The organism is Clostridium sp. ATCC 25772, from assembly GCF_001573875.1.
GTDB lineage: Bacteria > Bacillota > Clostridia > Clostridiales > Clostridiaceae > Clostridium_J > Clostridium_J senegalense.
In genome coordinates this window covers 95,831-121,795 of the sequence record NZ_LFRG01000002.1, presented here as the reverse complement: position 1 = coordinate 121,795, position 25,965 = coordinate 95,831, and the positions used below count along the sequence as shown (strand labels likewise).

At 26.6% G+C, this 25,965-nt stretch carries 21 protein-coding genes; 3 read left to right on the top strand and 18 right to left on the bottom strand.

The genetic code is table 11. The features are described from left to right. Positions 1 to 128: 128 nt before the first annotated feature. From AZI32_RS01100 to AZI32_RS01060, 8 genes are all read right to left on the bottom strand, one after another. The gene (locus AZI32_RS01100) at positions 129 to 1,298 is read right to left on the bottom strand and encodes a Ger(x)C family spore germination protein (protein ID WP_061994076.1); all 1,170 of its coding nucleotides are present in this window, start codon (positions 1,296 to 1,298) and stop codon (positions 129 to 131) included. 3 nt (positions 1,299 to 1,301) lie between these two features. Next, entirely contained in the window at positions 1,302 to 2,393 is a 1,092-nt protein-coding gene (locus AZI32_RS01095; protein WP_061994075.1) for an endospore germination permease, read from the bottom strand. Positions 2,394 to 2,434: 41 nt separating this feature from the next. Then, complete coding sequence (locus AZI32_RS01090) at positions 2,435 to 3,886, bottom strand: spore germination protein (RefSeq protein ID WP_061994097.1); 1,452 nt, start codon at positions 3,884 to 3,886, stop codon at positions 2,435 to 2,437. Positions 3,887 to 4,442: 556 nt separating this feature from the next. After that, positions 4,443 to 5,285 carry a 4-(cytidine 5'-diphospho)-2-C-methyl-D-erythritol kinase gene (gene ispE, locus AZI32_RS01080; RefSeq protein WP_061994073.1) on the bottom strand — a complete coding sequence of 281 codons (843 nt, stop codon included), beginning with the start codon at positions 5,283 to 5,285 and terminating at the stop codon, positions 4,443 to 4,445. A gap of 161 nt (positions 5,286 to 5,446) precedes the next feature. Then, positions 5,447 to 7,009 carry an SPOCS domain-containing protein gene (locus AZI32_RS01075; protein ID WP_061994072.1) on the bottom strand — a complete coding sequence of 521 codons (1,563 nt, stop codon included), beginning with the start codon at positions 7,007 to 7,009 and terminating at the stop codon, positions 5,447 to 5,449. A gap of 409 nt (positions 7,010 to 7,418) precedes the next feature. Then, positions 7,419 to 7,655, bottom strand: coding sequence for a Veg family protein (locus tag AZI32_RS01070; protein WP_010293838.1), 237 nt, complete (start codon positions 7,653 to 7,655; stop codon positions 7,419 to 7,421). 404 nt (positions 7,656 to 8,059) lie between these two features. Then, positions 8,060 to 8,965, bottom strand: a complete 906-nt coding sequence (gene yabG / locus AZI32_RS01065; RefSeq protein ID WP_061994071.1) for a sporulation peptidase YabG — start codon at positions 8,963 to 8,965, stop codon at positions 8,060 to 8,062. A gap of 573 nt (positions 8,966 to 9,538) precedes the next feature. Beyond that, complete coding sequence (locus AZI32_RS01060) at positions 9,539 to 10,540, bottom strand: CotS family spore coat protein (RefSeq protein ID WP_061994070.1); 1,002 nt, start codon at positions 10,538 to 10,540, stop codon at positions 9,539 to 9,541. A gap of 223 nt (positions 10,541 to 10,763) precedes the next feature. Here AZI32_RS01060 and AZI32_RS01055 point away from each other — a divergent pair, with 223 nt between their 5' ends. Beyond that, positions 10,764 to 11,888 (top strand): glycosyltransferase family 1 protein, encoded by a 1,125-nt coding sequence (locus AZI32_RS01055; RefSeq protein ID WP_061994069.1) that lies wholly within the window; start codon positions 10,764 to 10,766, stop codon positions 11,886 to 11,888. Between the two features lie 74 nt (positions 11,889 to 11,962). On the opposite strand, the gene AZI32_RS01050 is transcribed toward AZI32_RS01055, so the two are convergent. The 3 genes from AZI32_RS01050 to AZI32_RS01040 all read right to left on the bottom strand — a co-directional run bounded on the left by AZI32_RS01050 (position 11,963) and on the right by AZI32_RS01040 (position 14,867). Further along, the gene (locus AZI32_RS01050) at positions 11,963 to 12,976 is read right to left on the bottom strand and encodes a CotS family spore coat protein (protein ID WP_061994068.1); all 1,014 of its coding nucleotides are present in this window, start codon (positions 12,974 to 12,976) and stop codon (positions 11,963 to 11,965) included. A 92-nt stretch (positions 12,977 to 13,068) separates the two neighbouring features. Beyond that, positions 13,069 to 13,833 carry a hypothetical protein gene (locus AZI32_RS01045; RefSeq protein ID WP_061994067.1) on the bottom strand — a complete coding sequence of 255 codons (765 nt, stop codon included), beginning with the start codon at positions 13,831 to 13,833 and terminating at the stop codon, positions 13,069 to 13,071. Between the two features lie 32 nt (positions 13,834 to 13,865). Then, positions 13,866 to 14,867, bottom strand: coding sequence for a CotS family spore coat protein (locus AZI32_RS01040; protein ID WP_061994066.1), 1,002 nt, complete (start codon positions 14,865 to 14,867; stop codon positions 13,866 to 13,868). A gap of 332 nt (positions 14,868 to 15,199) precedes the next feature. Here AZI32_RS01040 and AZI32_RS01035 point away from each other — a divergent pair, with 332 nt between their 5' ends. Continuing rightward, positions 15,200 to 16,324 carry a glycosyltransferase family 1 protein gene (locus AZI32_RS01035; protein ID WP_061994065.1) on the top strand — a complete coding sequence of 375 codons (1,125 nt, stop codon included), beginning with the start codon at positions 15,200 to 15,202 and terminating at the stop codon, positions 16,322 to 16,324. Positions 16,325 to 16,559: 235 nt separating this feature from the next. Here the strand turns inward: AZI32_RS01035 and AZI32_RS01030 are convergent, their stop codons facing one another. From AZI32_RS01030 to AZI32_RS01010, 5 genes are all read right to left on the bottom strand, one after another. Then, a complete protein-coding gene (locus AZI32_RS01030; protein ID WP_061994064.1) occupies positions 16,560 to 17,474 on the bottom strand; it encodes a GNAT family N-acetyltransferase in 915 nt (304 codons plus the stop codon). 92 nt (positions 17,475 to 17,566) lie between these two features. After that, positions 17,567 to 18,319 carry a YdcF family protein gene (locus AZI32_RS01025; protein ID WP_061994063.1) on the bottom strand — a complete coding sequence of 251 codons (753 nt, stop codon included), beginning with the start codon at positions 18,317 to 18,319 and terminating at the stop codon, positions 17,567 to 17,569. 196 nt (positions 18,320 to 18,515) lie between these two features. Beyond that, entirely contained in the window at positions 18,516 to 19,583 is a 1,068-nt protein-coding gene (locus AZI32_RS01020; RefSeq protein WP_061994062.1) for a mannose-1-phosphate guanylyltransferase, read from the bottom strand. Between the two features lie 164 nt (positions 19,584 to 19,747). Further along, the gene (locus AZI32_RS01015) at positions 19,748 to 20,857 is read right to left on the bottom strand and encodes a M20/M25/M40 family metallo-hydrolase (protein ID WP_061994061.1); all 1,110 of its coding nucleotides are present in this window, start codon (positions 20,855 to 20,857) and stop codon (positions 19,748 to 19,750) included. A gap of 206 nt (positions 20,858 to 21,063) precedes the next feature. Beyond that, complete coding sequence (locus AZI32_RS01010) at positions 21,064 to 22,623, bottom strand: AbgT family transporter (protein WP_061994060.1); 1,560 nt, start codon at positions 22,621 to 22,623, stop codon at positions 21,064 to 21,066. Between the two features lie 487 nt (positions 22,624 to 23,110). On the opposite strand from AZI32_RS01010, the gene AZI32_RS01005 reads away from it, so the two are divergent. Then, the gene (locus AZI32_RS01005) at positions 23,111 to 23,329 is read left to right on the top strand and encodes a hypothetical protein (protein ID WP_061994059.1); all 219 of its coding nucleotides are present in this window, start codon (positions 23,111 to 23,113) and stop codon (positions 23,327 to 23,329) included. A gap of 102 nt (positions 23,330 to 23,431) precedes the next feature. Here AZI32_RS01005 and AZI32_RS01000 read toward each other — a convergent pair whose 3' ends face one another. Continuing rightward, entirely contained in the window at positions 23,432 to 25,150 is a 1,719-nt protein-coding gene (locus AZI32_RS01000; protein WP_061994058.1) for a phospho-sugar mutase, read from the bottom strand. Positions 25,151 to 25,377: 227 nt separating this feature from the next. Further along, positions 25,378 to 25,761 (bottom strand): hypothetical protein, encoded by a 384-nt coding sequence (locus AZI32_RS00995; protein WP_061994057.1) that lies wholly within the window; start codon positions 25,759 to 25,761, stop codon positions 25,378 to 25,380. Positions 25,762 to 25,965: the final 204 nt, after the last annotated feature.

The following is a 25,965-nucleotide window of genomic DNA, read 5'->3' as shown; positions in this document are numbered from 1 at the left end:
TTACATGATTTCAAATTTTATACATTAAAAATTATTTTTTTAATATATTTTTATAAAAAACTTATCTTTAAATTTATAATTTTTCAAAATAAAAAGACTGCTGACTTTCAGCAGTCTTCTTGTTAAATTTAATTAGAAACCCCTACATTTCTTATCTTGCTTTCTACATCAAAAGTTATATCTGCATCTTTATACAATTGACTCCAATTGTCTTTTATCTCACTCCAAAGCATTGGCTTAAATTTTATTATATGATCTCGTATTTCTAGTGGGTCTATATTGTAGTCCTTTTGCAATACTTTAAAGGTTTCCAAAAATTCTCTTTCCATAGAATCACTTAGTTGATTTTGTATATTATTTATTTTATCACTATCAAGCATTCTAGCACCCATATAAGCCCCTGTTATTTCACCTTCTGTAATAACATGATAATTTAAATGCAGCTTATTTTTTTCTTTATCATAAGAAACTCTAAGTTTTGAATCAGTATCATCAATTTGATAATCAACTATTTTATCTTCTATAAATGCTATTTTTTCAGTAGCTCCTATATCACCCTTTATAAGCTGAATATTAGATACTTGAGAATTATTTAAAATTCCCTTTGGTGTTAATTTTTCTAGCACCTTCATACCATAAATCTTTAAATCTTCCCCTTCTATTCCTATATAAGGTATTAGCACCTCATCCCTTCCAATACTTGAAAAATAATTATGAAGGGTAACTGGTACTATTATACTTTTCTTACTGCTGTTAAGCATAAGCCCTGATATGTAATTTTCTATATTATCTTCTGTTACAGGTTTATATCCCACATAATCTTTAGCATCACCTTTTGTTATAACCATAAGCATAGATCTATTTAAAATAGAATCTCTACTTATATAATCCAAAACTCCACTTAGCACATCTGGATAGTCAAAAATTCTTTCACTTAATAATAATAATTTACTATGTCCAAAATGCAATTCTCTACTAGTTTTAGATAATGCATTAAAATACGCATCTGTCATAGAATACCCAGTAGATGTTATAGATATTTCTTCTGCGGACCCTTTTTCTGGCTCCATATTTCTTATATCAGGCATACCATAAGTAACTTCTATTAATGCTAATCCTTCTTCAGTAAATGGATCCTTTGTTTTAATTTCTTTTATATTATTTCTATTTTCTATGTCTTTGCCTACATCTATAGCTATAGTTGATACAAATGCTTTATTATCAATTTCTACACTATCTGAGCATCCAACTAACATTAAACTCATAATCATTATTACTATAATTCTTTTCATCTTCATAATTTAAGCACTCCTTTTCTTCTTTATCAGATTTATAAAGTAAGATAGGAATATAACTATTATTAAAGCTACTCCAAATATGATTTTAAACGGTCCAAGCCCAGCAGTATATATTTGAGCCATATTCTCTGGATATAAGGACATAGCATAGACTAAAGGTATGTATATTATAGCCGCAATCTTTATGTCTTCTATATTAAATATATCTTTAACCATATGTGTGGAAAAATAATATGTACTAACAAATGTTGCATAATAAAATAAAACCCATAAAGCCATAACCAATCCATCCCATCTTTCTAATACACCACTTCTTACATTGATTGATCTTAGCATAGTTATGGTAGGAAATATTCTTTCTGCCGTTTGAGCAACAGATAAATTAGCAGTTACTAAAATTATAGTAATTGTATAGAAAACACCTATAAATATAGTACTTCTTCTTAAGATTTTATTTATATTTTTCTTATTTTCTACAAGTGGCAATAACACAAATGCTATGCAAAATCCATTTACCAGAAAAAATAACTCAAAAACACTCTTCATATACTCTGTAGGTGTGTGGGTAAACACTGGTAATATTCTTTGAAAATCTGCAGTTGGTATTGCAAGTAGTAATATTATTGTTACCGGTATGAATAATAAAAAGAATATTATTTCATTAAAATATACTAAATTAGCTAAACCACCTCTAACTAAATATATACCAACAAATATTATTAACACTATTACCACTTCTAGTTCTGTCTTTGGTAGTAAAAATATTTTAACAACATCAGCAAATGATCTCAATGATACTGATAAAACAATTATCATGGCTATTGAATATGCCAGAGCTATTAGATTGCCCCAAAACCGTCCATATGTATTTCTTAGTATTACTACTATTCCTTGATAATCATTCATCTTAATTAAACTATGTATCATATAAAGAACTATAAATAGAAATATTGTCATAAGTATACATGAAATCCAACTATCTTGTTCCACTATTCTTGCTACAAAAGAGGGCCCATAAAATAGACCTATACCAACCATAGAAGCTACTAAAGTGGTAAATAATCCATAGTCTTTTATCATAAATTTATCTTTCATTTTTAAAACCTCCATTAAGATTTATGCCATATAATTTTAAATTACTCTTTTTGTCTAATCTTATCTTGAGTATGCATAAATCTAGGTCTATATTTAAAAATGCTAAATGGCAGTCTTACATACATATCCTTCATATCTTTCTCTGAAAGATTTACTCCTGGAGATAAATAAGGTATTCCAAAACTCTTTAACCTTATTAAGTGAATAAGTAAAAATATAACTCCTATAACCACTCCATATAAACCTAAAAATGCTGCCAATATTATAATCATTACCCTGAAATAAGAAAAGGCATAGGTAATAACATAATTTGGTATCAAAAACGTAGCTATTGCTGTAATTCCTAAAACTATTACCATTATAGGACTTGCAAGTCCTGCCGTTACTGCTGATTGCCCTAAAATCAAACCTCCAACAATACCTATTGTAGAACCAACAGGTTTAGGAAGCTTTGTTATAGCTTCTATAAGAAGAGCTAAACTGAACTCCATAAATAAAGCTTCCATATATGCAGGAAATGGAACACCCTCTCTGGACCTAGCCATTGCATAAGCAAGTTTCGATGGTATTAATGAGGTATGGAATGAAGTTATAGCAACATATAATGCTGGCAATACTATTGCTAACATTATAGCTAAAAACCTTATGATTCTAACAATTGATCCATTTAACCATCTATTATAATAATCATCTGGAGATTGAAGAAAAGTAGCCATTACTGCTGGTACAATTAATGCAAAAGGTGAATTATCAACTAATATACCAATTCTACCATCATATAAACCAGCTGCTACCACATCTGGTCTTTCCGTACTTTGAATTTGTGGAAATGGACTAAAAGGATTTTCTTCTATATACTGCTCTATATATCCACTATCTAAAATAGCATCTAAATTTATATTGTCTAATCTTTCTTTTAATTCTTCTAATATTTCTGGATCAACAATATCTTCAATATACATTATTGCAATATCAGTTTTAGATCTTACTCCAATTTGTTTAGACTCTACTTTTAATCTAGTATCTCTTATTCTCCTTCTTACTAAAGCGGTGTTAAATCTTATAGTTTCAGTAAACCCTTCTCTAGATCCTCTAATAACAGTTTCACCTGCTGGCTCTCCAATACCTCTATTAGGCCAAGATCTATTTGCTATTACATGGGCATAAGGAAGTCCTTCAACAAACACTAGTGTTTCCCCTGAAAGAACAGACAGTATTCCATCACTCATTTTAGTGACATCTTTAATATCAGAAACCGATATTATACTATTTTTTAAAGTTTCAAACCCATCTATTTTATCTTTATTTGCCATAGCTGGTTTTAATAAAAAATCATTTAGTAAATCTTTATCTGCCATACCATCAATATAAACTAATCCCAATTTTCTATTTCCAGCATAAAAATCTCTAAAAACTACATCAGTAGCATTTTTAAATACAGCTTTAACAAAATCCATATTTTCTTTAGTAGATAAATGAATTTTTTCTTCCATATTTTCTAATTTATATTCCAAACTATCACTCCCAATCTTGAAAAACACAATAGTATATTAATCTTATTATTAAATTACATATATTAATCTTATAAAAAATAATATTATTGTTAATAACATAACCCCGCCACTAATATATCTTGCTTGTTTATACGCTTTATAATTTCCCTTAAGCTTAAAATACTTAGCATCAGCAAAAAATACCATACTCCCGGAAATTATCACTAAAATCAATAAATATAAATCAAATTTTTCAATTAGCTGCAAAATTATCACCTCTCATTTTTCCAGTCAGTTTATTGTTTGCAATATTTTGTTTCTATATTCAAAAAAAATGCTAATTTTAAAGTTACCTTTAAAATTAGCATTTTTAATTTCTAGTCTGTTTTTATATCTTACAATAAATTCTTCTTAATATTATAGGACTCCAATATAAAGTTTTAATTCATACCTTTAGCAAGTAAAAGTTTTTCAGATTATATAAACTCACCTTTCAGCCTGTGTCCCTATATAACATCCTTAAAACATATAATTAATTCAATTAAATTCTTATTAATTATATTGTCCTTGTTATATAACAATCTCTATATTTTTCTTTTAGTTTATCATAGCAATCTTGTGCTTTTAACATATCCTCGAAGAATCCAAAAACTGTAGGTCCACTACCACTCATCATAGAACCTAAAGCTCCGTTTCTCATCATTTCTTCTTTTATTTGTTTTATAAGTAAGTGTTTTTTTATAGTTACATTTTCAAGCACATTTCTCATATTTTTAGATACATATTTTATATTTTCTTGCTTCATTGCGTTTATTAATTTTTCCGTTTCTGGATGTTTATGTATTTTATTTATTTCTAATGCTTTATATACATCTTTTGTAGATACTCCAAAATTAGGTTTTACTACAACTAATATTTTATTCTTAAATGGCTTTAATTTCGTTACAACCTCGCCAATACCTTCGCACAAAGCAGTTCCCCCCACTACACAATAAGGAACATCAGCACCTATTTTAAGCCCTAACTCCATTAACTCACCATCAGTGACATCTTTTTTAAACATACTTCTCATAGCTTTAAGTGTAGCAGCTGCATCTGCACTTCCACCTGCCATGCCAGCAGCAACCGGTATATTTTTTACTATATTAACTTTTACCCCAGATGAAATGTTATACTTTTCCATAAATAATTTTATAGCCTTATACACTAAATTATTTTCATCAACAGGCAAATACTTCTTATTACAATTTATAATTATATCTTCGTCACATTTTTCAAACTCTAATTCATCATATATATCAACTGTTTGCATTATCATTCTTAATAAATGATAACCGTCTTCTCTTTTTCCAACTACATCTAATGATATATTTATTTTACCGTAAGCTTTAACTCTCATAAAGTTATTCACCACCAAATTAAATTATTTTACAATTTAGTATACCAAAGCTATTGAAAAGTTTAAAGATTAATTCGTAATTTATATATAAACTTTAAATTTAAGCTAAAAAATAGACTATCCCTTAAGATAGTCTATTATCATAATATAATTTTTCTAATCTAAATAACTGCTCTACCTGGTATTATTAATTTATCCATAGGTTTTATATCTTTCTCATTTTCAATACCATTAATATTTAATATTTTTTCTTTTGTAGTATAGTATCTCTTGCATATTTTCCATAAATTATCGCCCTTTTGAACTACATATATAGTTACACTTGCTTTCTTCTGTGGAATTTCACCTTCAATTACATCCATTTCAACTAAAAACTTTTGTTTAATAGGATACGATACTATTCCATATCCTTTTATTATAGCTCTAACACATACATTTCCAGCCTCAATAGAGGATTCTAACATTTCTAAGTTCAATTTACAAATACAGTCCATATCTATTTTAGCGCCATCTATATCTATAGTTGTTGAAAATGGTATTTCATCACTTGCACAAGCTAAATATTCTTTATCATCGCCAGTAGAATAAAGCACATCTGCTTTTAATACTCCTTCTACTAAAATTTTATCATCCATTAACTTTTTATCTGTGATATTTACATCTGCAGTTGTCATTATAACCTTACTAGGTTTAGGCATATCATCTGAAATTTCTATATCACCTTTTGCTAATGTTTCTATTTGATTTTGTCCTTGAATAACATTAATATTAAATTCTTCTTTGTCCATCTTAATCATTTTTGTTGGACAATACCCATCTTCTATCATTTCTATTTCTTCTTTAGCCATAACATGAGTGATTGTTTTAACTAAAAATTCTATATCTAAAATTCTATTTTCTCCCATATCATCTTCTTTTATATCATATTCAAAAGAATGTACTGAAAAATCTGTATTATGTTCCATACCATTTTTTATTTTATCGTTTTCTAATTCTTTTGTTATAGGTACATTTTCACTTATACATATAATTTCTTTACTATTTTTCCCTTTATATAACACTTGAAGATTTGCTACACATTCTAAGTGTATACCACCATCATATAACCTTACTTCTTTTTTTCCTAATGTAATGAAGTATTTAATTATTTTTCCTATTTCCGGTCTATCCATATCAATTTTAAGTTCTGTTTTACCTATCATTTCTCCCTCAAAACTACCAATAACTTTATCAAGAATCATAGGTTGTTTTAAAAATTGTAAATCTCCATCACTTTCAACATCCTTAACAATCTCAAAAGTATTTTTCTTTATCACATTACAAACAATATTAGCTACTCCTTGAATGCATATTTTTCTTTCGTTTACAATTATGCATTGAATATGTTCAATATCTACATTTGAGTCGCAATTCATATCAGCAGTTGCTCCATCTGCATCTACATTTGTACTTATTTTTGTTGTGTAGTTTACAGCATGCGCCTCTGTGTTATCTTCCTCTTTATTCATATAAAGAACGTTAAAATCAACCTCAAACTCCACTAACACCTTACCATTCATAACTTCCTTATTTACAACTAAAGGTTTTGCATTTAGCATCAATACATCTGAAACATCTGGAAGCGTATCTGGTATGACATATTCTTCTTTTATTACAACGTCTTGAGAATTTTCTCCAATTGATTGCTCGTAGTCTATATTATCTTTAACTAGATTCAAATCCATAAAAGAATCCCTCCTATCTATTAAATACCTACTAGTAATTTATATATATAATTTATATTATTTATTACTAAATCCTTATATTTTTTAATAAAAATAAATTACATTTATCTTCAAATTAAACAACTAAATTACAAAATTTTTCTTGTTATCTTTTTTAAATTTATTGTTGACATTTGTCGATATTTGTTATATTATAAAATTGGTTATTGACCATATAACCTCTCATAAATTCTCAATACCCTTTTATACCATAGCTGAAAGATGGATCCCCCATCTTTCATTTTTTTTATAAACTAACTCTTATAATATAATATTATTGAGAAAAACTATTTAATAGAACATTATAAAAATATTTTTATATAAAAAAAAGGATACATTTTCATGTATCCTTTTCTATTTATGTCAATGTCTAACTAGCAAATACTAACTGAACTGTTTTAGTTAATACATCTGAATAACTATATGAAACGGTTCTTTGTGCACAATCTTCTAACCTAACTGTAAAGATGCTCTCATATGCCTTTTCTAATACTCCGTCATTAATTAGGATTTTTCTTCTGCCTCCGTTAGCTTTTAATGTAACTTTTTCACCTACATGACTTTCAATGTCTTGTTTTATTGAAAGTAGAACATTTTTGGTATGCATGGGAAACACCTTCTTTCATTATCATTATATCGTAAAACCTCTTAAAATTCAATGCAAAATTTTAATTCTATTATTTTCAAGCCATATTGTCAATGCTTTATAGCTGTTATAATAATTAAGTTTTTATTGAATTTTATAGTTTTTCCTCATTATAAATCCATATTCCTTTGTTTTTCAACTTATGAATTAAACAATAACGAGTTTAGTATGTGTAGTCTTCTAGTTTTATATACTTAACAACTACTTTTGTTTTCAAATTGTTAACATAAAAAAGTCTATAATCCTGAATTCTAACGATTCAACTCACTTAAAATACATAAAACGAGTATACAATTTATAGTTAAATACAAATTATATACTCGCTAAAAATATACTTATACACAAACCTTAATTTCTATTATTTATTACTTTATATATTGAGATTTTGGATATCCTTCTCTATATTTCCCCCTAGTTTGTAATCCACCTACCCCCCTTATACCGGTTATACTGTTTTCTAATGCATCTTGTATATTCACTATAGAATCTATACTTGTATAGGCTATTTTTTCACAAATCAAAACTGGGTCTAAGCAATGGATAAGTACCCTATTCGGAGAGCTAGCGAAATTAGCACCTGCATCTAGAAGGGCCTCATAGCACGATTGGCATGCTCCTGCAAATATAACTAAATCATCATAATTAGATTTATAAGATCTTAGTATAGAAACTGCTTCCACAAAATATTTAGAATTTCTATATTGACCTAAGTCCATATAATCATTTATCTCCTTATTCATTCCATCATGACCTGTTATTATAACTATATCCGGATTAACTTCTTTTACTAAGTCTAATATTACTTTGGGCTGGTCACACTCTTTTACAATTCTCCCCTCAGCATCAATAGATAATTCTTTATAAGTTTTTAAACATATCTCTAAATAATTTAAATCTCCATCAATATGAAGTATTTTTCCTGGTCTTCCAAAAAATAATTCTTTTTTATCTATAACACTATTATGCCTTTTCATATAATCATAATAAGACTTGTCTAATATATGTGCAGCTTCACCTCTATAATTACCTTTTCTTTTATTTACAATTCTTTTTAAAGAACTATTAACTTTTTTATTAAAAACTTTATCCATCTCACCTAATCTGCTTCCACTTAGTACTTCTAAATCTTCTTCCGTAGCATCCGCTTCTATTCTTATATTTAGTCCCTTAAGAACATAAACATTTTTTCCATTTTCATTTTTTATGTCAATTATTTTAAAAGCTATATAACCTTCATAGGATTTTCTCACAACGACATCTCCTACTTTCAAATATATCATCTCCATATTCCAAGCTTTAATACCATTTTATTACAAAATATTATTATTGTTACTACTTTTGGTCATTATGGATGATTGATATTTTTTATTATTCTTTGAACTAACATCTGTTTTTTTCATCTATAGGGTTCCAAATTAAATTTTAAAGTTATTCATTTATCAAATGAAAAAACTCAAATTAATATTTTATCAATAACTAACAGATTATTTTAGTTAAAAGTTAAGAGTGAATAATTCTTAACTAAATATATTTGCACTTATTTTTCTCAACTGATAACAAAAATTTGATGAATAAATTTAAATTGGAGCTTGTTTCCATATATAGGGTTCCAAGTTGACTTTTAAAATTATCCATTCCAAAACTTGGATACCCAAAATAGTGAGACATGCTCTGAATCGCTTAGAATTCAACACTACATTTTGTATTAAAATATTTTAAAGTTATTGAATAAATTTAAATTTGAGCTTATTTCCCTATATATATGTATTGTTTTAAACAAATAAAGAGTCGAAAAACTAAGTTTTTCAACTCCTTTATTATTCAAAATATAAATTTAATAATAGCTATAAATTATAAAGTTCTTTGAATTCTTCAATAAATTTTTTGAATTTTTCTTGCTCCTCTATAAGCTCTTCAATCTTCTTATTAAAAGTACTTTGAATCCAATTAACTTCGTTATAATAATACCTATTTGATAGACGCCAAAAACGTTGAGGAAATAATAAAAAAGCATATATAACCTTATATTCTTCCTCTTGTATTTTACTTTCTGAATTATATGCATCTATTATAAGCTTGGCAATATTTAAATCCCAGTCTCTTCTTTTTAATACTTTCATTAAAAAATTTGCTATATCATAGGCCCTAACTTCTCTCTTGCAATAATCAAAGTCAATAACATTAATATTATTTTCATTATCTATAATAATGTTATGATAAGTATAATCATGGTGGCAAAAACTTTTTTCTTCTTCTGCCCTTTTACATATTTCAAAATAATTAGAGCTATTAAGGACTTCCAATGCTTCTTTTCCAAGTTCTTTATAATAGTCTACACTTTTTATATAATTCATATCAAAATCACGTTTATGAGTCTTTTTTCTTCTTACCATCTCCCTCATCCTATCAAAAGATTTTATTCTTTTTTCCATAAGATGTGGCCATCTTCCCAAATCTGTTTTTAATTTGCTATTCTCAGGTGGTTCATATCCTTTTGATGCACTATGAAGCCTTGCTAAGCTTTTACTAGCTATAACTAAGTCTTCATCATTTTTAAAATCACACTCTCTTCCATCTATCCATTGGGATAAGGTATAAATATCTTCATTTACTAATGCATACGGGTTTTCATCTTTGTTTAAATAATACCTATCTATGTTATGAAATCCATTTTTATATAGGTGCTCTTTAGCACCGTATACAAATAAAAGCTTTTGAGTGCCATAATTTATTTTTTTTAAGCATCTCGTTCCACTATCTGTTTTCAAGCAGTATACGCCTTTACTTGGTTTTATGCTTTCAATTTTCAAGTCAAATTGGCGCTCTATTTCAAATTCTCTCATCATTTTTAACACCTCCCATATAATTTATATGTTTAATAACAGATAAATAGAATTGCTTAATTTTAGCTAAATATTATATAAGCATTTTTTATTGATAATTAAGCCCTTTTAATTATTAAATTAAAATTTAATAATTATAATACTATTTATTAACATATTTTAATATAAATAGTTAATATACTTTAATTAGAAGAATTCACATACTGATTTATTAAGGAGTTTTATTATGAAAATTGGAATAGATGCAAGAGCTGCAAAATGGTATAGAGGCACAGGAATTGGTACCTATACCTATCAGTTAATAAATTCATTAAATAACATAGATGATTTAAATAAGTACTTACTTTTTATTAACTGCAATTATAATAATGATATAAAATTTAAAGATAATTTTATTTTGAAAACCATAGCCGACAAAGAAAATTCTCCGTTCTGGGATCAAGTGAATATTCCTAATTCCATTTCAAATACGAACCTTGATATATATCACGTTCCTCAAAATGGTGTAGGATTACCTATTCAAAAGAATTGTCCCTTTGTTATAACATTACATGATACAATTCCTCTTCATATGCCTGAAACTGTAGGTGATAGATACTTATCTATATTTAATAGCAATATGAAATGGATTGTAGACAACAGCGATGGCATAATAACTGTATCAAATTTTTCAAAAGAAGATATAGCTAGAGATTTTAATTATCCTAAAGATAAAATTTTTGTTACACATCTTGCTAGCGAAAGTATTTACAAACCACTTAATAAAACTATTTGCAAAAGTATTATTAGTAAACATTACAATTTACCTTCAAACTATATATTATATGTAGGTGGGTTTAGTCCTAGAAAAAATATAGTAGGACTTATAAAGGCATACAGTAAATTACCAAATAATATTAAAGAAAAACATAAGTTAGTCATTGCAGGTAGTAAGGGCAAATCTTATTCTATCTACAAGAAATGTACTTATGATTATAATGTTGAAAATAACGTTATATTTCCAGGTTTTATATCTATGAATCACATGCCTTATCTTTATAATTGTTCTAGTTTATTTGTATATCCATCCTTTTATGAAGGTTTTGGACTACCTCCAATCGAAGCTATGGCTTGTGGCATACCAGTAATTTCTTCTAATGTGACATCTATGCCTGAAATCATAGAAGATGCTGCCCTATTTTTCACACCTGAAGACATTGATGAATTATCTAGTAAGATTGAAGAGGCGCTTTGTGATGAAAATATAAGAAATTCTTTAATTATAAAGGGATTTAAAAAATCTAGTTCTCTATCCTGGAACAATGCAGGTAAAAAAACTTTATACGCTTACAATAAAATAATTCATGGTTAACAAATTTAAAAATTTCATAATAAAAAAGGTATCTCAATTTGATAATTTATCATTTCATGAGATACCTTTTTGCATTATAAATTATAATAATTTTTAAACTCTTTTAAAAAATCTTCACGTTCTTCTTTATAGCTAACTTTTCTTTTTAATCTTAAAGTAAAAGTCTCTTCCTCCCACATCTTTTTTCTTTTATAATAATCTTTAACTATACTATAAAAATCTTGTGGAAACACTAACATTCCATATAATATTTGAAAATCTATTTCTTCTAAATTATAAAATTTGTTATATTCACTTATTAAAAACCTTGCTTTTTTAAAATTAAATGCAAAATTTTTCAAAACCTTATTTATTAAGTTACATAAATCATGCACTCTTAAATCAATTACTGAGTAATCAAAATCAATAAAATAAATTTCTTTATCTTTTATTATCATATTGTGATACACCAAATCATTATGACATAACACAATCTTATCTTCCCAACTACATGCTTTTAAATACTGATATTCACTTAAAAGTTTAATACTTTCATCCATGCGTTTCAAATTATAATCTACATTTTCTAGAAATATTTTATCAAATTCACTTTTTTTCTCATATTTACTTACTAAAGATTTAAATATTTTGATTTCTTCTTTTTTTATTGTAAGATTTCCAATCAAAGTTCCAGGATTATATCTATATCCATTATTATCATATCTAAATCCTTCTGAAGCATTGTGCATTTTTGCTAAACCCTCAGCTATCATTTTTAACTCTATTGGATTATTAAATTCACATTCTCTTCCTTCAATCAAATTCATAACAATATAATACTTATTATTATGTTTTGTGTAATAATTACCATAAATATTTTTTTCATATTCTATGACATTTAAAAACTTATTTTTCTTTAAGTATTCCATAGCTTTACTTATAAAATCTAAGTGTTTTATATCATAATTTATTTGTTTTAAAATTTTATTTCCTTTATCAGTAAATAAAATAAGCACTTTTCTTATTGGTATAACATCATATACTTTATAATCATATTTTTTAATAACCTCATCATATAAAGTGTATTCTTCGCTGTCACCCCTAACCATAAGACAACTCACCCCACTTTTTTAAAGCTGTAATTCAAATTCTATATTTTTTCAATTATAGTTTTAATTGAATCTTAAGTTTAAATCTAAAGCTATATCAAAGTTTCTCCATCTTCATCTACAGATTTATTCATTTTTCTTATATAATCTTCATCATTCCAATTTCTTTTATTTTTTCTATACTTATCATAAGTCCTCATAAATTCATGGGGATAAGACATCATAGCTAATATAAATTTTTCACTATCTTCCCCTAATCCTTCTGACTTACAAAAATGTTTTATATGCTCTTCCCACTTCAAATTTGCACCTTTTCTTTTTAATTTACTTAAAAGAAAATATCCATCCATTTCTACCATATTATAAGATATATCATAAAAGTTAACTATTTCTATACTCTTATTTTGTTGTAAATTATCAAAGCCAACATCAGTTAAACATATTTCTACATTTTCCATACTTCGAGCTATTAGCTCCATGTAATTATTTTCGTATATGTGATCAATGCATTTTTGCGCTCTTTGTAAATTGTCATCTCCATTTTTTTGTAAAAATTCTTCAAACACACCATCAGGACCATCTCTTTTTATTTTATCCATATGTTTATTCAGTCTTTTTATTTGAACCTTATACTCCTCAACAGCCTTACAGGTATCATTGTTTATTCTATATTTCAAATAACCATTAAAACCACAAGCTTTTTTATGAAATTCATTTATAATTTCAATTTGATTGAACACTCTTTCATCTAAACCTCTTTTACTTAAAGACTCATTATCTTTTAAAATAAAATCTATTTTCCTTACACCCTTTTCTTTTAAATATTCTTGAAAATTATCATAAAAAAATCTTCTCATTACTTAAAATACCTCCAATCCCAGTTATCCTTTTATAACTTATATTCTTTAAAAATATCTATAAATTCTTGTTTCTCATTTCTATCACTTATATATAGATTTAATTTTTTCAAGAAAAATTCTTCACCCCATGATTGTTTTTCCCAATAATATTGAATTCCTCGTTGCCAATAATCTTGAGGAAATTCCATAAAAGATGCCATTATAAAAATATCATCTTGATTTAATTTATGACTTTCCATATAAGCATAGAGTACCTCCTGTGCATTACATATATCCCATCTACTATATTTCATTCTTCTTATAAGCAAACTGCTTAAATCATGAAGATATGAGTCCAAAATGCAATAGTCAAAATCTATAATATTTATTCCATTTTGATTCACTAATACATTATGATGGGCATAGTCATGATGACAAAACCCCTGTGATTTCACATGGTTTTGCATAGTTTCCATATATTTAGAATTAAATAAATCATTTATACTTTTTTCACATCGGTCCAACTCTTCATCCATTATAGATAAATAAAGCTTATCAAAGTCGCTCTTTTCAGCCTTACTATCTATTCTCCTTTTAAAATCTAATATCTCATTTTTTCGTATCTTATATGTTTCTATCCACCTAAACCACCCTACCCTAGGATTCATATTAGGTTTAATTATAAAACCTTCACTTTTATTATGAAGCTCTCCTAACTTTCTAGCAGCATTTTTTACATCAATAACATTATTGTAATTACACTCTCTTACGCTTATCCATTTAGTTAAATATCCATAATTATTGTTAAACTTTATATAATCACTACCTTTAGTAGTTTTTATAATCTCTGGTATATGTTCAAACTTACTATTTTGAAGATGCTTTATAGCACCTAATATAAACATAAAATGTTCAAAATCGTATTTTATAATTTTTAAACAATATATATCTTCATCAGTTTCTATTCTATAAACGTTTTTATTTTTTTCTACATTTAATACATTAAGATTATATTGTAATTTTATAAATTCCTCTATATTGGGGTTATTCAAAAGTATCCCTCCCTAAATTCCTTATATATGTAATATATGAATTTTTATGTTAATATGTGTTTTATTTTTCTAATTTGTAACATATATTTTCCATTGTTCTAATATAGTAATATATACTTTTATATTTTTTTAAACATCCCTAAAAAATTATAAACATAAGAGAATTTATATGTTTGCTATTAGGTTATATATTTTAATAATATTTAAATTAATTAATTTATATAACCTAAATTCTATTGATTTCTTAGTCTTATATTAACTTTTAACATATTTGCACTATATTTTAGTTTACTTTTTGATTTAACAAGAACTATTTTAAGGGGGATATTTTTATGAAAATTGGGATTGATGCACGTGGTATCAATTGGTATAACGGTACTGGTATAGGTACTTATACTGAAAATGTTTTAAAAAATTTAATTAATATAGATAAAGATAATTATTATCACATTTATTGGTCAATGGATAAATATGAATGCTATCAAAAACCTAATACTAAAATCATATCAACATCTCGAAAACACCATAAATTTTTTCAAGATTATTTTTTCCCTTATGATTTAAAAAATCAAAATATAGACCTATACCATGTTCCCCAAAACGGTATAGGCCTTAGCAGTTCTATCAATTGCAAAAAAATCGTTACTATACATGATTTAATTCCATATATAATGCCAGAAACTGTAGGCAAAGGCTATCTTTTAAAATTTTTAAAAGAAATGCCTAATATAATAGATAATTCTCAAGGAATAATCACAGTATCAGAATTTAGCAAAAGAGATATATTGAAATTTTTTCCTATAGATGAAAATAAAATATTTGTAACACCATTGGCTGCTGATGCCAAATACAAGCCCCTAGATAAAACCATTTGTAAAGATCTATTAAAGAAAAAATATAATATTTCTAAAAAATTTTTATTATATTTAGGTGGTTTCAGTGAACGAAAGAATGTTAAATCATTAATAACTTCTTTTAGCAAAATATGCAATAACTTAGATGATGAGTATAATTTAGTTATTGTAGGTTCATATAAAGATGAATCTCAATATCTAATAAAATTAATGAATAGTTTAAATATGAATGATAAAATAATATTTACTGGTTTTGTACCAGATGAAGATTTACCTATTTTTTATAACGGCTGTGAAATATTTGTTTATCCTTCGCTATATGAAGGTTTTGGGCTTCCGCCACTTGAAGCTATGAATTGCAAAACACCTGTTATAACTTCTAATTTAACTTCAATTCCAGAAGTAGTTGGTGACGGAGGGATTTTAATTGACCCTTATAACTCTGATAAACTCGGTGATGCTATGGGCAATTTGCTTAGCAATGAAACTTTAAGAAATTATTATGCCGAAAAAGGATTTGAAAGAGCTCAAAACTTTTCATGGGGAAATACAGCTAAAAATACATTAAATGTTTATAAAACTGTTTATGAGACAATTGTTTAAATTAAAAAACTAAAAGTGTATGAACAAAAGTTCATACACTTTTAATTTGAGCACATTTAATAAATTAATAGATTAATAGATTAATAGATTAAATTACCTAATAATTTTTTTCATATGCCTTAACGAATTAGTATTCAAAATATATTCCAAGTTTTTATGCCTATACAGATTTTAAATATTTAAAATCCTAAAAATAATATATTGTTACTTAATACTTTATAACCTATCATAAAAATCAAAACTTCATATTTTTTACGTACCATTTTGAAAAAATATATTCTTCTTCAAAACCTATATTCTTATAAAGTTCAAATGCAACATTATTTGAACTTATAACTAATAACCTCATTGTTAATATGTTTTTATCTATAAAACCATCTATACATTTATATAATACCTGTCTTCCAATGCCACGTCCTCTATGCTCCTCTAAAACACCTATATTATCTATCCAACCAACATTATCAACTTCTGCTAACATATATATTCCTATTGGGAAATTTTTTTCATATATTAAACCTAAGAGTTTTTCATTTTCTCTATAAATCTCCAAAAATTCTCTAGCATCCTCTTTTGTTATAGTAGCTGCATTAATAGTGTCTTTAAATGCTTTATTATACAGTTCAACAAAAATGTCCAAGGTTTTTACTTCTAACTTTTCTAAAGTTATATTACTATCATTAAAATGTTTATGTTTTTTTATAAAATTATATCTCATAACAATAGCATCATATTTCTTTATAAATCCATGTTTAATAAAAAATTCCTCTATTTCAAACATTTCAGACCTAATACCCAGCGAAATTTCTGTTGCTTTTACTTTTTTACAAATATTAATGGCTTCATTCAATAAAATTTTAAATTGTTTTTCATATTTTTTTATAAGTTCAAAATTAAAATAAGTTTCAGTTATATATCCAACTCCACAAATTTTAATCTCTTTTGTTATTACACCAATAACTGCTACTATATTTTCATCATCTACTATAGTTAAAATTTGAGTACCAAACTGAAATACTTCACTTTCAAAAAAATCTGTCATTTCATTAAAAGTTTTAGTATAATTCTTATCACATTGAAGAATTAAATTATATAAATTTTCTTTCAAATCTCTTGATAATTCATTGAATTTTTTTATCTTAGCAGTCATCAATACTCCCTTTGTTTAAATATTTTTATAATATTATATATTTATATTATAACATGAAATTTACCATAAAAAAGTAAAATATTTTTTTATTTTTATTTATCAAAAACTATAGATTTTCCAAAAGCAAAAAATTCTCTTGCATACATAACTGGAACTAAACACCATCTAGTCCTACTAGTATATAACCTAGTATTTTTATATTTATTTCGATTCGCTAGCATTTTGCTCCTTGCACCATGAAAATCTGTTGTTACAATTGTAACATCATTTTCTCCTATTTCTGTACCAGTTATATTTTCTATTACACCCCTAGAGTAATTAAAATTTTCATAAGTATTTGTAGACTTATTCTCCATAACAATCCTATTATTATCAATTCCTTTAGATACTAAGTACCTTTTCATACCTTCTGCTTCGCTAATATTTTCTTTAGAGCCTTTTCCACCAGACACTACTATTATGCCTTGAAAATTGGTTTTATCTATATAATCAAGTGTAGCATCTAATCTATCCTTTAATGTAGTACTCAACGTTTCTCCTTTAATACCTGCTCCTAATACAATTACATAATCACAAGACTCTATGCTTTTTTTGGGATATAGAATTATATATGCCTCTGTTATGATAAATATTAAAATACAAATAGCTACAACAGTTTTTATAATCTTGTGTGTTTTATTTTTTATACTATAAGAAAATATTTTTTCTCTAAACCTTCCATATAGCATAAGAACTATACCTATAACTAAATAAAAACCACTAAAAGTGATGTACCCCAAAATTGTATTTATGCACAAAAAATATCCTATACATAAAACACCTAAAACAAACAATATTTTTTTCATTCCCCCTCCTAATTAACCTAATTAATTCCATTATATATCTATTATACTTGATTTATATAAGTTTATATATTTTAATTTCAGCTTATATTTTATCAAATAAAATTTTTTTACTTCTCAACCTTCACTGTAAATTTTTATAATAAAAAACACTACCAATTAAATAATTGATAGCATTTTTTATAGATAGCACATTATATTATAAAAATTCTTTTAACCCTTCCTGCCCTTTAATAGAATTTAATAAATATTTCATTTCTTGATCCTTCGACTTATCCATCACAAGTATAACATCCCCAGCATCTACAATAACCAAATCTTTTAGTCCAAAGCCAATAATTAGTTTATCTTTGCCAAATATTGAACAGTTCTCACTTTCATCTAAAAATGATGGTCCTGATATATTGTTACCTTTATTTTGTTTTAAAAATCTAGTTAATGCATTGAAACTTCCTATATCATCCCAAACAAAACCGCATTTTATAACATATGCCTTTCTAGTTTTTTGCATAATTCCAAAATCAACAGATATACCATCAATCTTTTGATACTGTTCACTTATAACTTCTTCTTCTTCTTCCTCTCCAATACTTTGATATATTTTATTTATAAACTCATACATCTTAGGGAGATATCTTTGCATCTCCCTCAAATATATATCAGCTCTCCATACAAACATTCCACTATTCCATAAATAGGTCCCTTTCAATAGAAAGTCTTTAGCCACTTCAGAATTTGGTTTTTCTGTAAATCGTTCCACTCTAAACGTTGGTATAGCAGCTACAACTGGTCTTCCCATTTCTATATATCCATATCCAGTTTCTGGTCTAGTAGGATTCACCCCTATTGTTACAAGCCCTCTTTTTTTATCTGCTATTTCTATTGCTTGATTTATAGTTTCGGCAAACTGCTTTTCACCTTCAATATAGTGATCAGATGGTAACACTACCATAACAGCTTCTTTATCTTTTTTTAGAAGCTTTGCAGCAGACAAACCTATACAAGTAGCAGTCTCTTTATTCTCAGGCTCCATAAATATATTTTCCTTATTTATTTCAGGCAACTCCTCATATATTTTATCTATATATTCTCTATTAGTAACAACAAAGATATTTTCTTTATCGATTATTGGCTTAATCCTATCAACAGTATTTCTAAGAAAACTTTTATTGTTTACAGTTTTTAAAAACTGTTTTGGATTATCTGATCTTGATAAGGGATATAATCTTGTTCCTTTTCCACCTGCTAAGATTAATGCATATAACAAAATATCACCTTTATTTATTGCTTAATTCTATTTTATGTAAATCTTATTTTTTTTGTGATAGTCTTCTGCATAATTTTTGTTAATTAATTTATTTTTTTGTTAATATATAAAAAAAGCATGCACTAGATATACCTCAAAGTATACCTAGACATGCTTAATTTCAATTATACTGTTTTAATTATTTCAAGAACTAATTTAGATGCACTAACTAAATCTTTAACATGAAGATGTTCTTCTAATGTATGTGCTTTTCTTTCACCAATTCCTAAGTTAACTGCTTTTAAACCATTAGCATTTAAAACGTTAGTATCGCTTCCACCACCTGTTCCTTGTAACACCATTGGTAAGTTAAGGTTCTTACATGCAGTTTTAGCTATTTCAACTACATTTTCATTTTCTGAAACATTAAATGGTTGATACATTCTAGTAGCTTTAAATTCAATTTCAGCTCCAAACTTCTTACCTGCATCTTCAAAACATTTACGCATATGACTTGTTTGAGCATCTAATTTTTCTTTATTTAAACTTCTAGCTTCTGCCTTTATTTCAACTATTGGAGATACTATATTATTTGGTCCATCTGCTACTATTTTTCCTATATTCGCAGTTGTCTCTTCGTCTATTCTTAGAAGTTTCATATTACTTATAGCATCTGCTGCAACTTGTATTGCGCTTACGCCCTCTTCTGGACATACTCCTGCGTGAGCTGGAGTTCCTTTTACAGTTACTGTAATTGCATCTTGTGCTGGTCCTTTAACTATTATTTGTCCTGGTTCTCCACCGCTATCAAGTACAAATGCAATTTTTGAATCTAACTTAGAGTAATCTAAATTTTTAGAACCAAATAATCCGCCTTCTTCAAATATAGAAAATACTATCTCTAATGGTCCATGTTCTATATTGTTTTCTTTTATAACTCTCAAAGCTTCAACTATTGCAGCTATTCCAGCTTTATTGTCTCCACCTAATATTGTTGTTCCATCACTGTATATAACATCATCCTTTATTATTGGTTTAATTCCATTACCAGGAGACACTGTATCCATATGACAACTAAATAATATAGGTTGTACTTTTTTTGTTCCACTTAATTTAGCTATAACATTTCCTGCATTAGATCCAACTTTAGACCCTGCATCATCCATCTCAACTTCTAACCCCAAATTTTTCAACTCTTTTAGTATAAAATTTGCAAACTCTTTTTCATTTTTAGTTTCACTATCAATTTGAACATATTTTAAGAACTCGTTTAATATTCTTTCTTTATTTACCATGTCACCCTCCTATTTTATGTAATTTATTTACTTTCATTACAATTATTATTTATTTTAAATTATATTAATAACAAAGTAAACGTGTTTTGTACAAATCATTAAATTTTTTTCATTTTTTAATAAATTGATTCATTTAAAGTAAAAATAAGTACCAAAGTTTTTAATACTTTAGCACCTATTTTCATTATATAAAAACTTAAATAACTCTATATTGGAAAATGTAATGGTGCTCCTGGTCCTAGCGGTAATCCTAATGCAAACCATACCATAAGTAACATAGTCCATCCTACTAAGAAAATCATTGAATATGGTAACATTGTTGATATTATAGTACCAATTCCAGAATCCTCATCATAAGTTTGTGCTACTGTTACTATAAGTGCAAAGTAACTCATAAGTGGAGATATAATATTTGTTGTTGAATCCCCTATTCTATATGCAACCTGTGTTAATTCTGGCGATAATCCTACTTGCATGAATAACGGTACAAATATCGGTGCCATAATAGCCCATTTAGCTGATGCAGAACCCATAAATAAGTTTATAAATCCTGTAACTATTATAAAGGCCACTATTAATGGTATTCCAGTAAATTTCATAGCTTCTAACCCTGCTGCTCCTTTTACTGCAATTATTGTTCCAAGTTGAGTATAGTTAAAGTATGCTATAAATTGTGATGCAACAAAGGCTAATACTAAATATCCACCCATACCTGCCATTGCTTTACTCATAGCTGAAACTACTTGCTTATCGTCTTTTATTGTTCCTGCTCCTATTCCATAAGCTACTGCTGGAATTAAAAAATACATCATTATTACAAAAACTATTCCATTCATAAATGGAGAGTGTTCGATAACCGAACCTGTTTCAGGATGTCTTAATATAGCTGCTTTTGGTGCCACTAATAGTATAGTTCCTATTAATAACACTAGTAATGATAATCCAGCAAATTTCATTCCTTTCTTTTCTTCTTTGCTTATTTTATCTAATTTTAATTCATCCATAGAACCTTTGTATTCACCAAGCCTTGGTTCTACTAATTTTTCAGTTATCAACGTACCTAAAATAGTTATTAAAAATGTAGATACAAACATAAAATAAAGATTTGACATAGGATTAACATAATATGATGAATCAGCCATTCTAGCAGCTTCTGTACTTAATCCTGCTAATAATGGGTCTATAGTTCCAATAACTAAATTTGCACTAAATCCTCCAGATACCCCTGCAAAAGCAGCTGCAATACCTGCCATTGGATGTCTTTTAAAACTAGCAAATATTAATGCTCCTAGTGGTATTAATACTATATAACCTGCATCTGATGCAATGTTTGACATTATACCAGCAAAAACAACTACTGCTGTTATTAAGCTCTTTGGAGTTGATAAAACTAATTTTCTTATTAACGTTGATATAAGTCCTGTACCCTCTGCAACTCCAACACCTAACATAGCAACTAAAACTGTTCCTAGTGGCGCAAAACTTGTAAAATTCTTCACCGCATTTTCAAATATATATCTTATGCCATCTGGTGTTAATAAACTTACAACTGAAACTACTGAATTTGTAACTTCTTTAGTTTCTTTGTCAATTTTTGTAAAATTAACAGCAACACCCATCTTATAACATATATGTGATACAACCATAACTATAAGACATAAGATAAAAAATATTGTCACTGGATGTGGAAGAGCGTTTCCAACTCTTTCTACTCCATCCAAAAATCTTTGAAACAAACTTTTTCTTTTCTCGACTTTAGCCTCCATAAGTTCTCCCCCTAAATTTATTCTGTTTTTGAAAATTTTGTCCTTAAATTAATTATTTGGAAAAATTTTTAGACAATTTGAATGTTAGCATATGAATTTGTTTCAGTCAATTAAATTTATACTATAAAATTTTCTGAATATACATATTTTGTTCATTTTTATTAACTTTTATATGTATATCGCTATTTTCCTATATTTTTTATATTTTATTATTTTTTTAATTTATATTGTTCATTTTCTATATTGCAATTTATTTTTAAGTTTTATTCTTTTGTCTGTTTTTTTAATTTGATTAATCTTGTTAATTTTCTGTTAATATTTAATTAATTTTTTTTAAATATTTAATTAAATACTTCTTATATTTCTGATAATCTTCTTATTAAATTTAATTTTTATAAAAAATATATTTTTTAATGAATATTTTCTATTGAAATTACTAATTCTATATTTGTGAAAGATTTTAATTTTAAATAGGGAGGTGTTAATTTTGTATATGTATGAAATTGATAGTCCTTTAAATAGTAATGATTTAAAACATCCATCTAACTTAGTAGAAAATGAGCCTAATAGTAATTCTAAACCTGCACTTAATTCAAAATTTGATTTAGATTATAAAAGAACCGTAGATTTTACTAATGCAAATGGTGAAGATATTACACATTTTAAACACAATGTGGTAAAAACAGGTTCTTATGACTCTCAATAATTTTTTACAATTGCCAGTGTTTATGCTCTTTACTCTGTAATCGAGCAATTTATCTTATAAAATACCTCTAGCCCTCATTATAAATAATGAGGGCTATAATTTTTAATTAATTATTTTATTAATTATTTTTTCAAGCTCATTAATTTTATCTATACAGTCCTTTTCTGATGCTCCCGTTGTGGATAAGTAAAATTTAATTTTAGGCTCAGTACCAGAAGGTCTAACTACAATCCAGGAACCATCTTTTAATATAAATTTTAAAACTTTAGCTTTAGGTAAATTTAATTTTTCACATGTTTTGTCTTCTACAACTTCCCTTTTGCCACTTTCATAATTTTCTAACATTTTTACTTCCATATTATTTTCTTTAACTATATAATAAAATTCATCTTTAAAATTCTTTATTATAGACTCTATCTTTTCTTTCCCTTTTATCCCCTTAAATTCAAAGGATAATAATTTTTCTTTATTGTACCCATATTTTTCATATATGCTTTTCAGCTGCTGATGTAATGTTAATCCTTTAAGTTTATAATACAGTGTCATTTCACAAATAATTGATAATGCAATAACAGCATCTTTATCTCGAACAAAATCACCCATTAAGTATCCATAACTTTCTTCAAATCCTAAAAGAAAATTTTTATCCTTATTTTCCTCTATCAATTCCCCAATATATTTAAAACCTGTAAGCACTTCTAAAACGTCAAATTGAAAATCATTTTTAAACTTTTTCACCATATCTGTGCTTACTATAGTTTTCACTATAATAGAATTTTTTAAAAGTTTATCTTTTTCCGTTAAACTACTTAATATATAATAACTTAAAAGCACTCCAACTTCATTTCCTGTCAGAATTTTATAGTCACCTGTAAAATCTTTTGCCATAACTCCAATTCTATCGCAATCAGGATCTGTAGCTAATATTATATCTGCATTTTTCTCTTTTGCAATTTCAATTCCTAATTGAAATACTTCAGGCTGCTCTGGATTAGGATAAGGTACAGTAGGAAAATTTCCATCTGGCTCTTCTTGCTCCTTTACAATCTGAAATGTATAATTTAAATCCTTCATAAGTAACATTATAGGTTTTCTTCCTGTGCCATGTAATGGCGTATATACAATATTTAAATTTGTTCCATATTTTTTTATTATATCTTTTCTAATTAGTATACTTTTTACCTTATTTAAATACTTTAATATAAATTCGTCACCTATATGTTCTATAAGATATTCTTTTTCTAATTCGGTTTTACATAGCCCTTTTATATTTTTAAATCCTTCAACAATACTAATTTCTTTAAGTATGTTTTTAGCAATATTATCTGTAACCTGAACTCCTTTATCATCATAAACTTTATATCCATTGTATTCTTTAGGATTATGAGATGCTGTTATGACTATTCCACCATTACATTTTAATTCTCTTACTGCAAAAGATAATATAGGTGTAGGTGTCAATTCTTTAAACATATACGCTTTTATTCCATTACTAGCCAATACATTAGCTGCAAATCTAGCAAATTCTTTGGAACTATTTCTTGAATCATATGCAATGACTACAGAAATAGGATCTTTATATTTTTTTATTAGGTACTTAGAAAAACCTTCTGTAGCTTTACTTACAGTGTATTTATTTAATCTATTAGTTCCACTTCCCATTATCCCTCTAAGCCCACCAGTTCCAAACTCCAAATCTTTATGGAATCTATCTTCTATTTCATCTTCATCTATATTTATAAGCTCTTTTTTACTTAATTCGTCTATAACTTCACAACTCATCCATGAATCATATCTTCTTTTATAATCATCATTCTTCATTCATTTTCTCCTTTCTTACCTATACATAATCAAATAAACAATAGAATCAGTATTATCACAAATCTTTAGCCTCTTATTTCTTTTTATATGCCTTAAAAAACATGTGCTAATTTGAATTAAGTTTTTACACCTAATATAAGTTATGCAAATGTATAGAATGCAAACTTTTAAATAGCACATGTCATAATATTAATATATGTAATTATATTAGAAAATTTCGTTTAATTTTATTCTTCAGTTTTCTCTTCTCTTTTTTCTTCTGTCTTTTCTTCTATTTTCTCTTCTTCATTCTTATCCTCAGATACAAATTCTAAATTGTCTTCAGCTAATTTTCCACCAGTTTTTTTAAGTAAGTCGAATATTTCTTCATCGTTAAGATGTTCAGCAGCTAATCTCTCTTTAAATTCTGTAAAAAGTTCTTCTTTGAAATACTTAGCATTTATTCTTGGGAAATTAGATAATGCCTCGAACCCAAATTCTTTAGCTTTGTTAACGCCTTCAATATTATACTTGAAATAATATTTGCTTTCTTTTTTTAACATTTCTCCAACATTTATTTTTTCACCACTATTATTAAATATTAAAATTAACTTTTCATATGTATTTTTCATATAACTAACTCCTTTATATATGACTTTTATATTTTATTATATATAAAATAATATATTTAAACCACAACATTCAACATTTATATATTATATATTATTCTAATATCTATTGCACAATTAATGCAATATAAACTTTATATAACTTTTATATTGAAATTGTATAAAATCACTTTTAAATTATGTATAGAAAAAATGGAGAGTGCTCTC

What these genes read in the sequence shown, in the direction of transcription:
- AZI32_RS01100 (WP_061994076.1), bottom strand. Translation starts at nt 1,298, where the DNA reads ATGAAGATGAAAAGAATTATAGTAATAATGATTATGAGTTTAATGTTA.
- AZI32_RS01095 (WP_061994075.1), bottom strand. Translation starts at nt 2,393, where the DNA reads ATGAAAGATAAATTTATGATAAAAGACTATGGATTATTTACCACTTTA.
- AZI32_RS01090 (WP_061994097.1), bottom strand. Translation starts at nt 3,886, where the DNA reads ATGGAAGAAAAAATTCATTTATCTACTAAAGAAAATATGGATTTTGTT.
- ispE (WP_061994073.1), bottom strand. Translation starts at nt 5,285, where the DNA reads ATGAGAGTTAAAGCTTACGGTAAAATAAATATATCATTAGATGTAGTT.
- AZI32_RS01075 (WP_061994072.1), bottom strand. Translation starts at nt 7,009, where the DNA reads ATGGATTTGAATCTAGTTAAAGATAATATAGACTACGAGCAATCAATT.
- AZI32_RS01070 (WP_010293838.1), bottom strand. Translation starts at nt 7,655, where the DNA reads ATGCATACCAAAAATGTTCTACTTTCAATAAAACAAGACATTGAAAGT.
- AZI32_RS01060 (WP_061994070.1), bottom strand. Translation starts at nt 10,540, where the DNA reads ATGATGAGAGAATTTGAAATAGAGCGCCAATTTGACTTGAAAATTGAA.
- AZI32_RS01055 (WP_061994069.1), top strand. Translation starts at nt 10,764, where the DNA reads ATGAAAATTGGAATAGATGCAAGAGCTGCAAAATGGTATAGAGGCACA.
- AZI32_RS01050 (WP_061994068.1), bottom strand. Translation starts at nt 12,976, where the DNA reads ATGGTTAGGGGTGACAGCGAAGAATACACTTTATATGATGAGGTTATT.
- AZI32_RS01045 (WP_061994067.1), bottom strand. Translation starts at nt 13,833, where the DNA reads ATGAGAAGATTTTTTTATGATAATTTTCAAGAATATTTAAAAGAAAAG.
- AZI32_RS01035 (WP_061994065.1), top strand. Translation starts at nt 15,200, where the DNA reads ATGAAAATTGGGATTGATGCACGTGGTATCAATTGGTATAACGGTACT.
- AZI32_RS01030 (WP_061994064.1), bottom strand. Translation starts at nt 17,474, where the DNA reads ATGACTGCTAAGATAAAAAAATTCAATGAATTATCAAGAGATTTGAAA.
- AZI32_RS01025 (WP_061994063.1), bottom strand. Translation starts at nt 18,319, where the DNA reads ATGAAAAAAATATTGTTTGTTTTAGGTGTTTTATGTATAGGATATTTT.
- AZI32_RS01015 (WP_061994061.1), bottom strand. Translation starts at nt 20,857, where the DNA reads ATGGTAAATAAAGAAAGAATATTAAACGAGTTCTTAAAATATGTTCAA.
- AZI32_RS01010 (WP_061994060.1), bottom strand. Translation starts at nt 22,623, where the DNA reads ATGGAGGCTAAAGTCGAGAAAAGAAAAAGTTTGTTTCAAAGATTTTTG.
- AZI32_RS01000 (WP_061994058.1), bottom strand. Translation starts at nt 25,150, where the DNA reads ATGAAGAATGATGATTATAAAAGAAGATATGATTCATGGATGAGTTGT.
- AZI32_RS00995 (WP_061994057.1), bottom strand. Translation starts at nt 25,761, where the DNA reads ATGAAAAATACATATGAAAAGTTAATTTTAATATTTAATAATAGTGGT.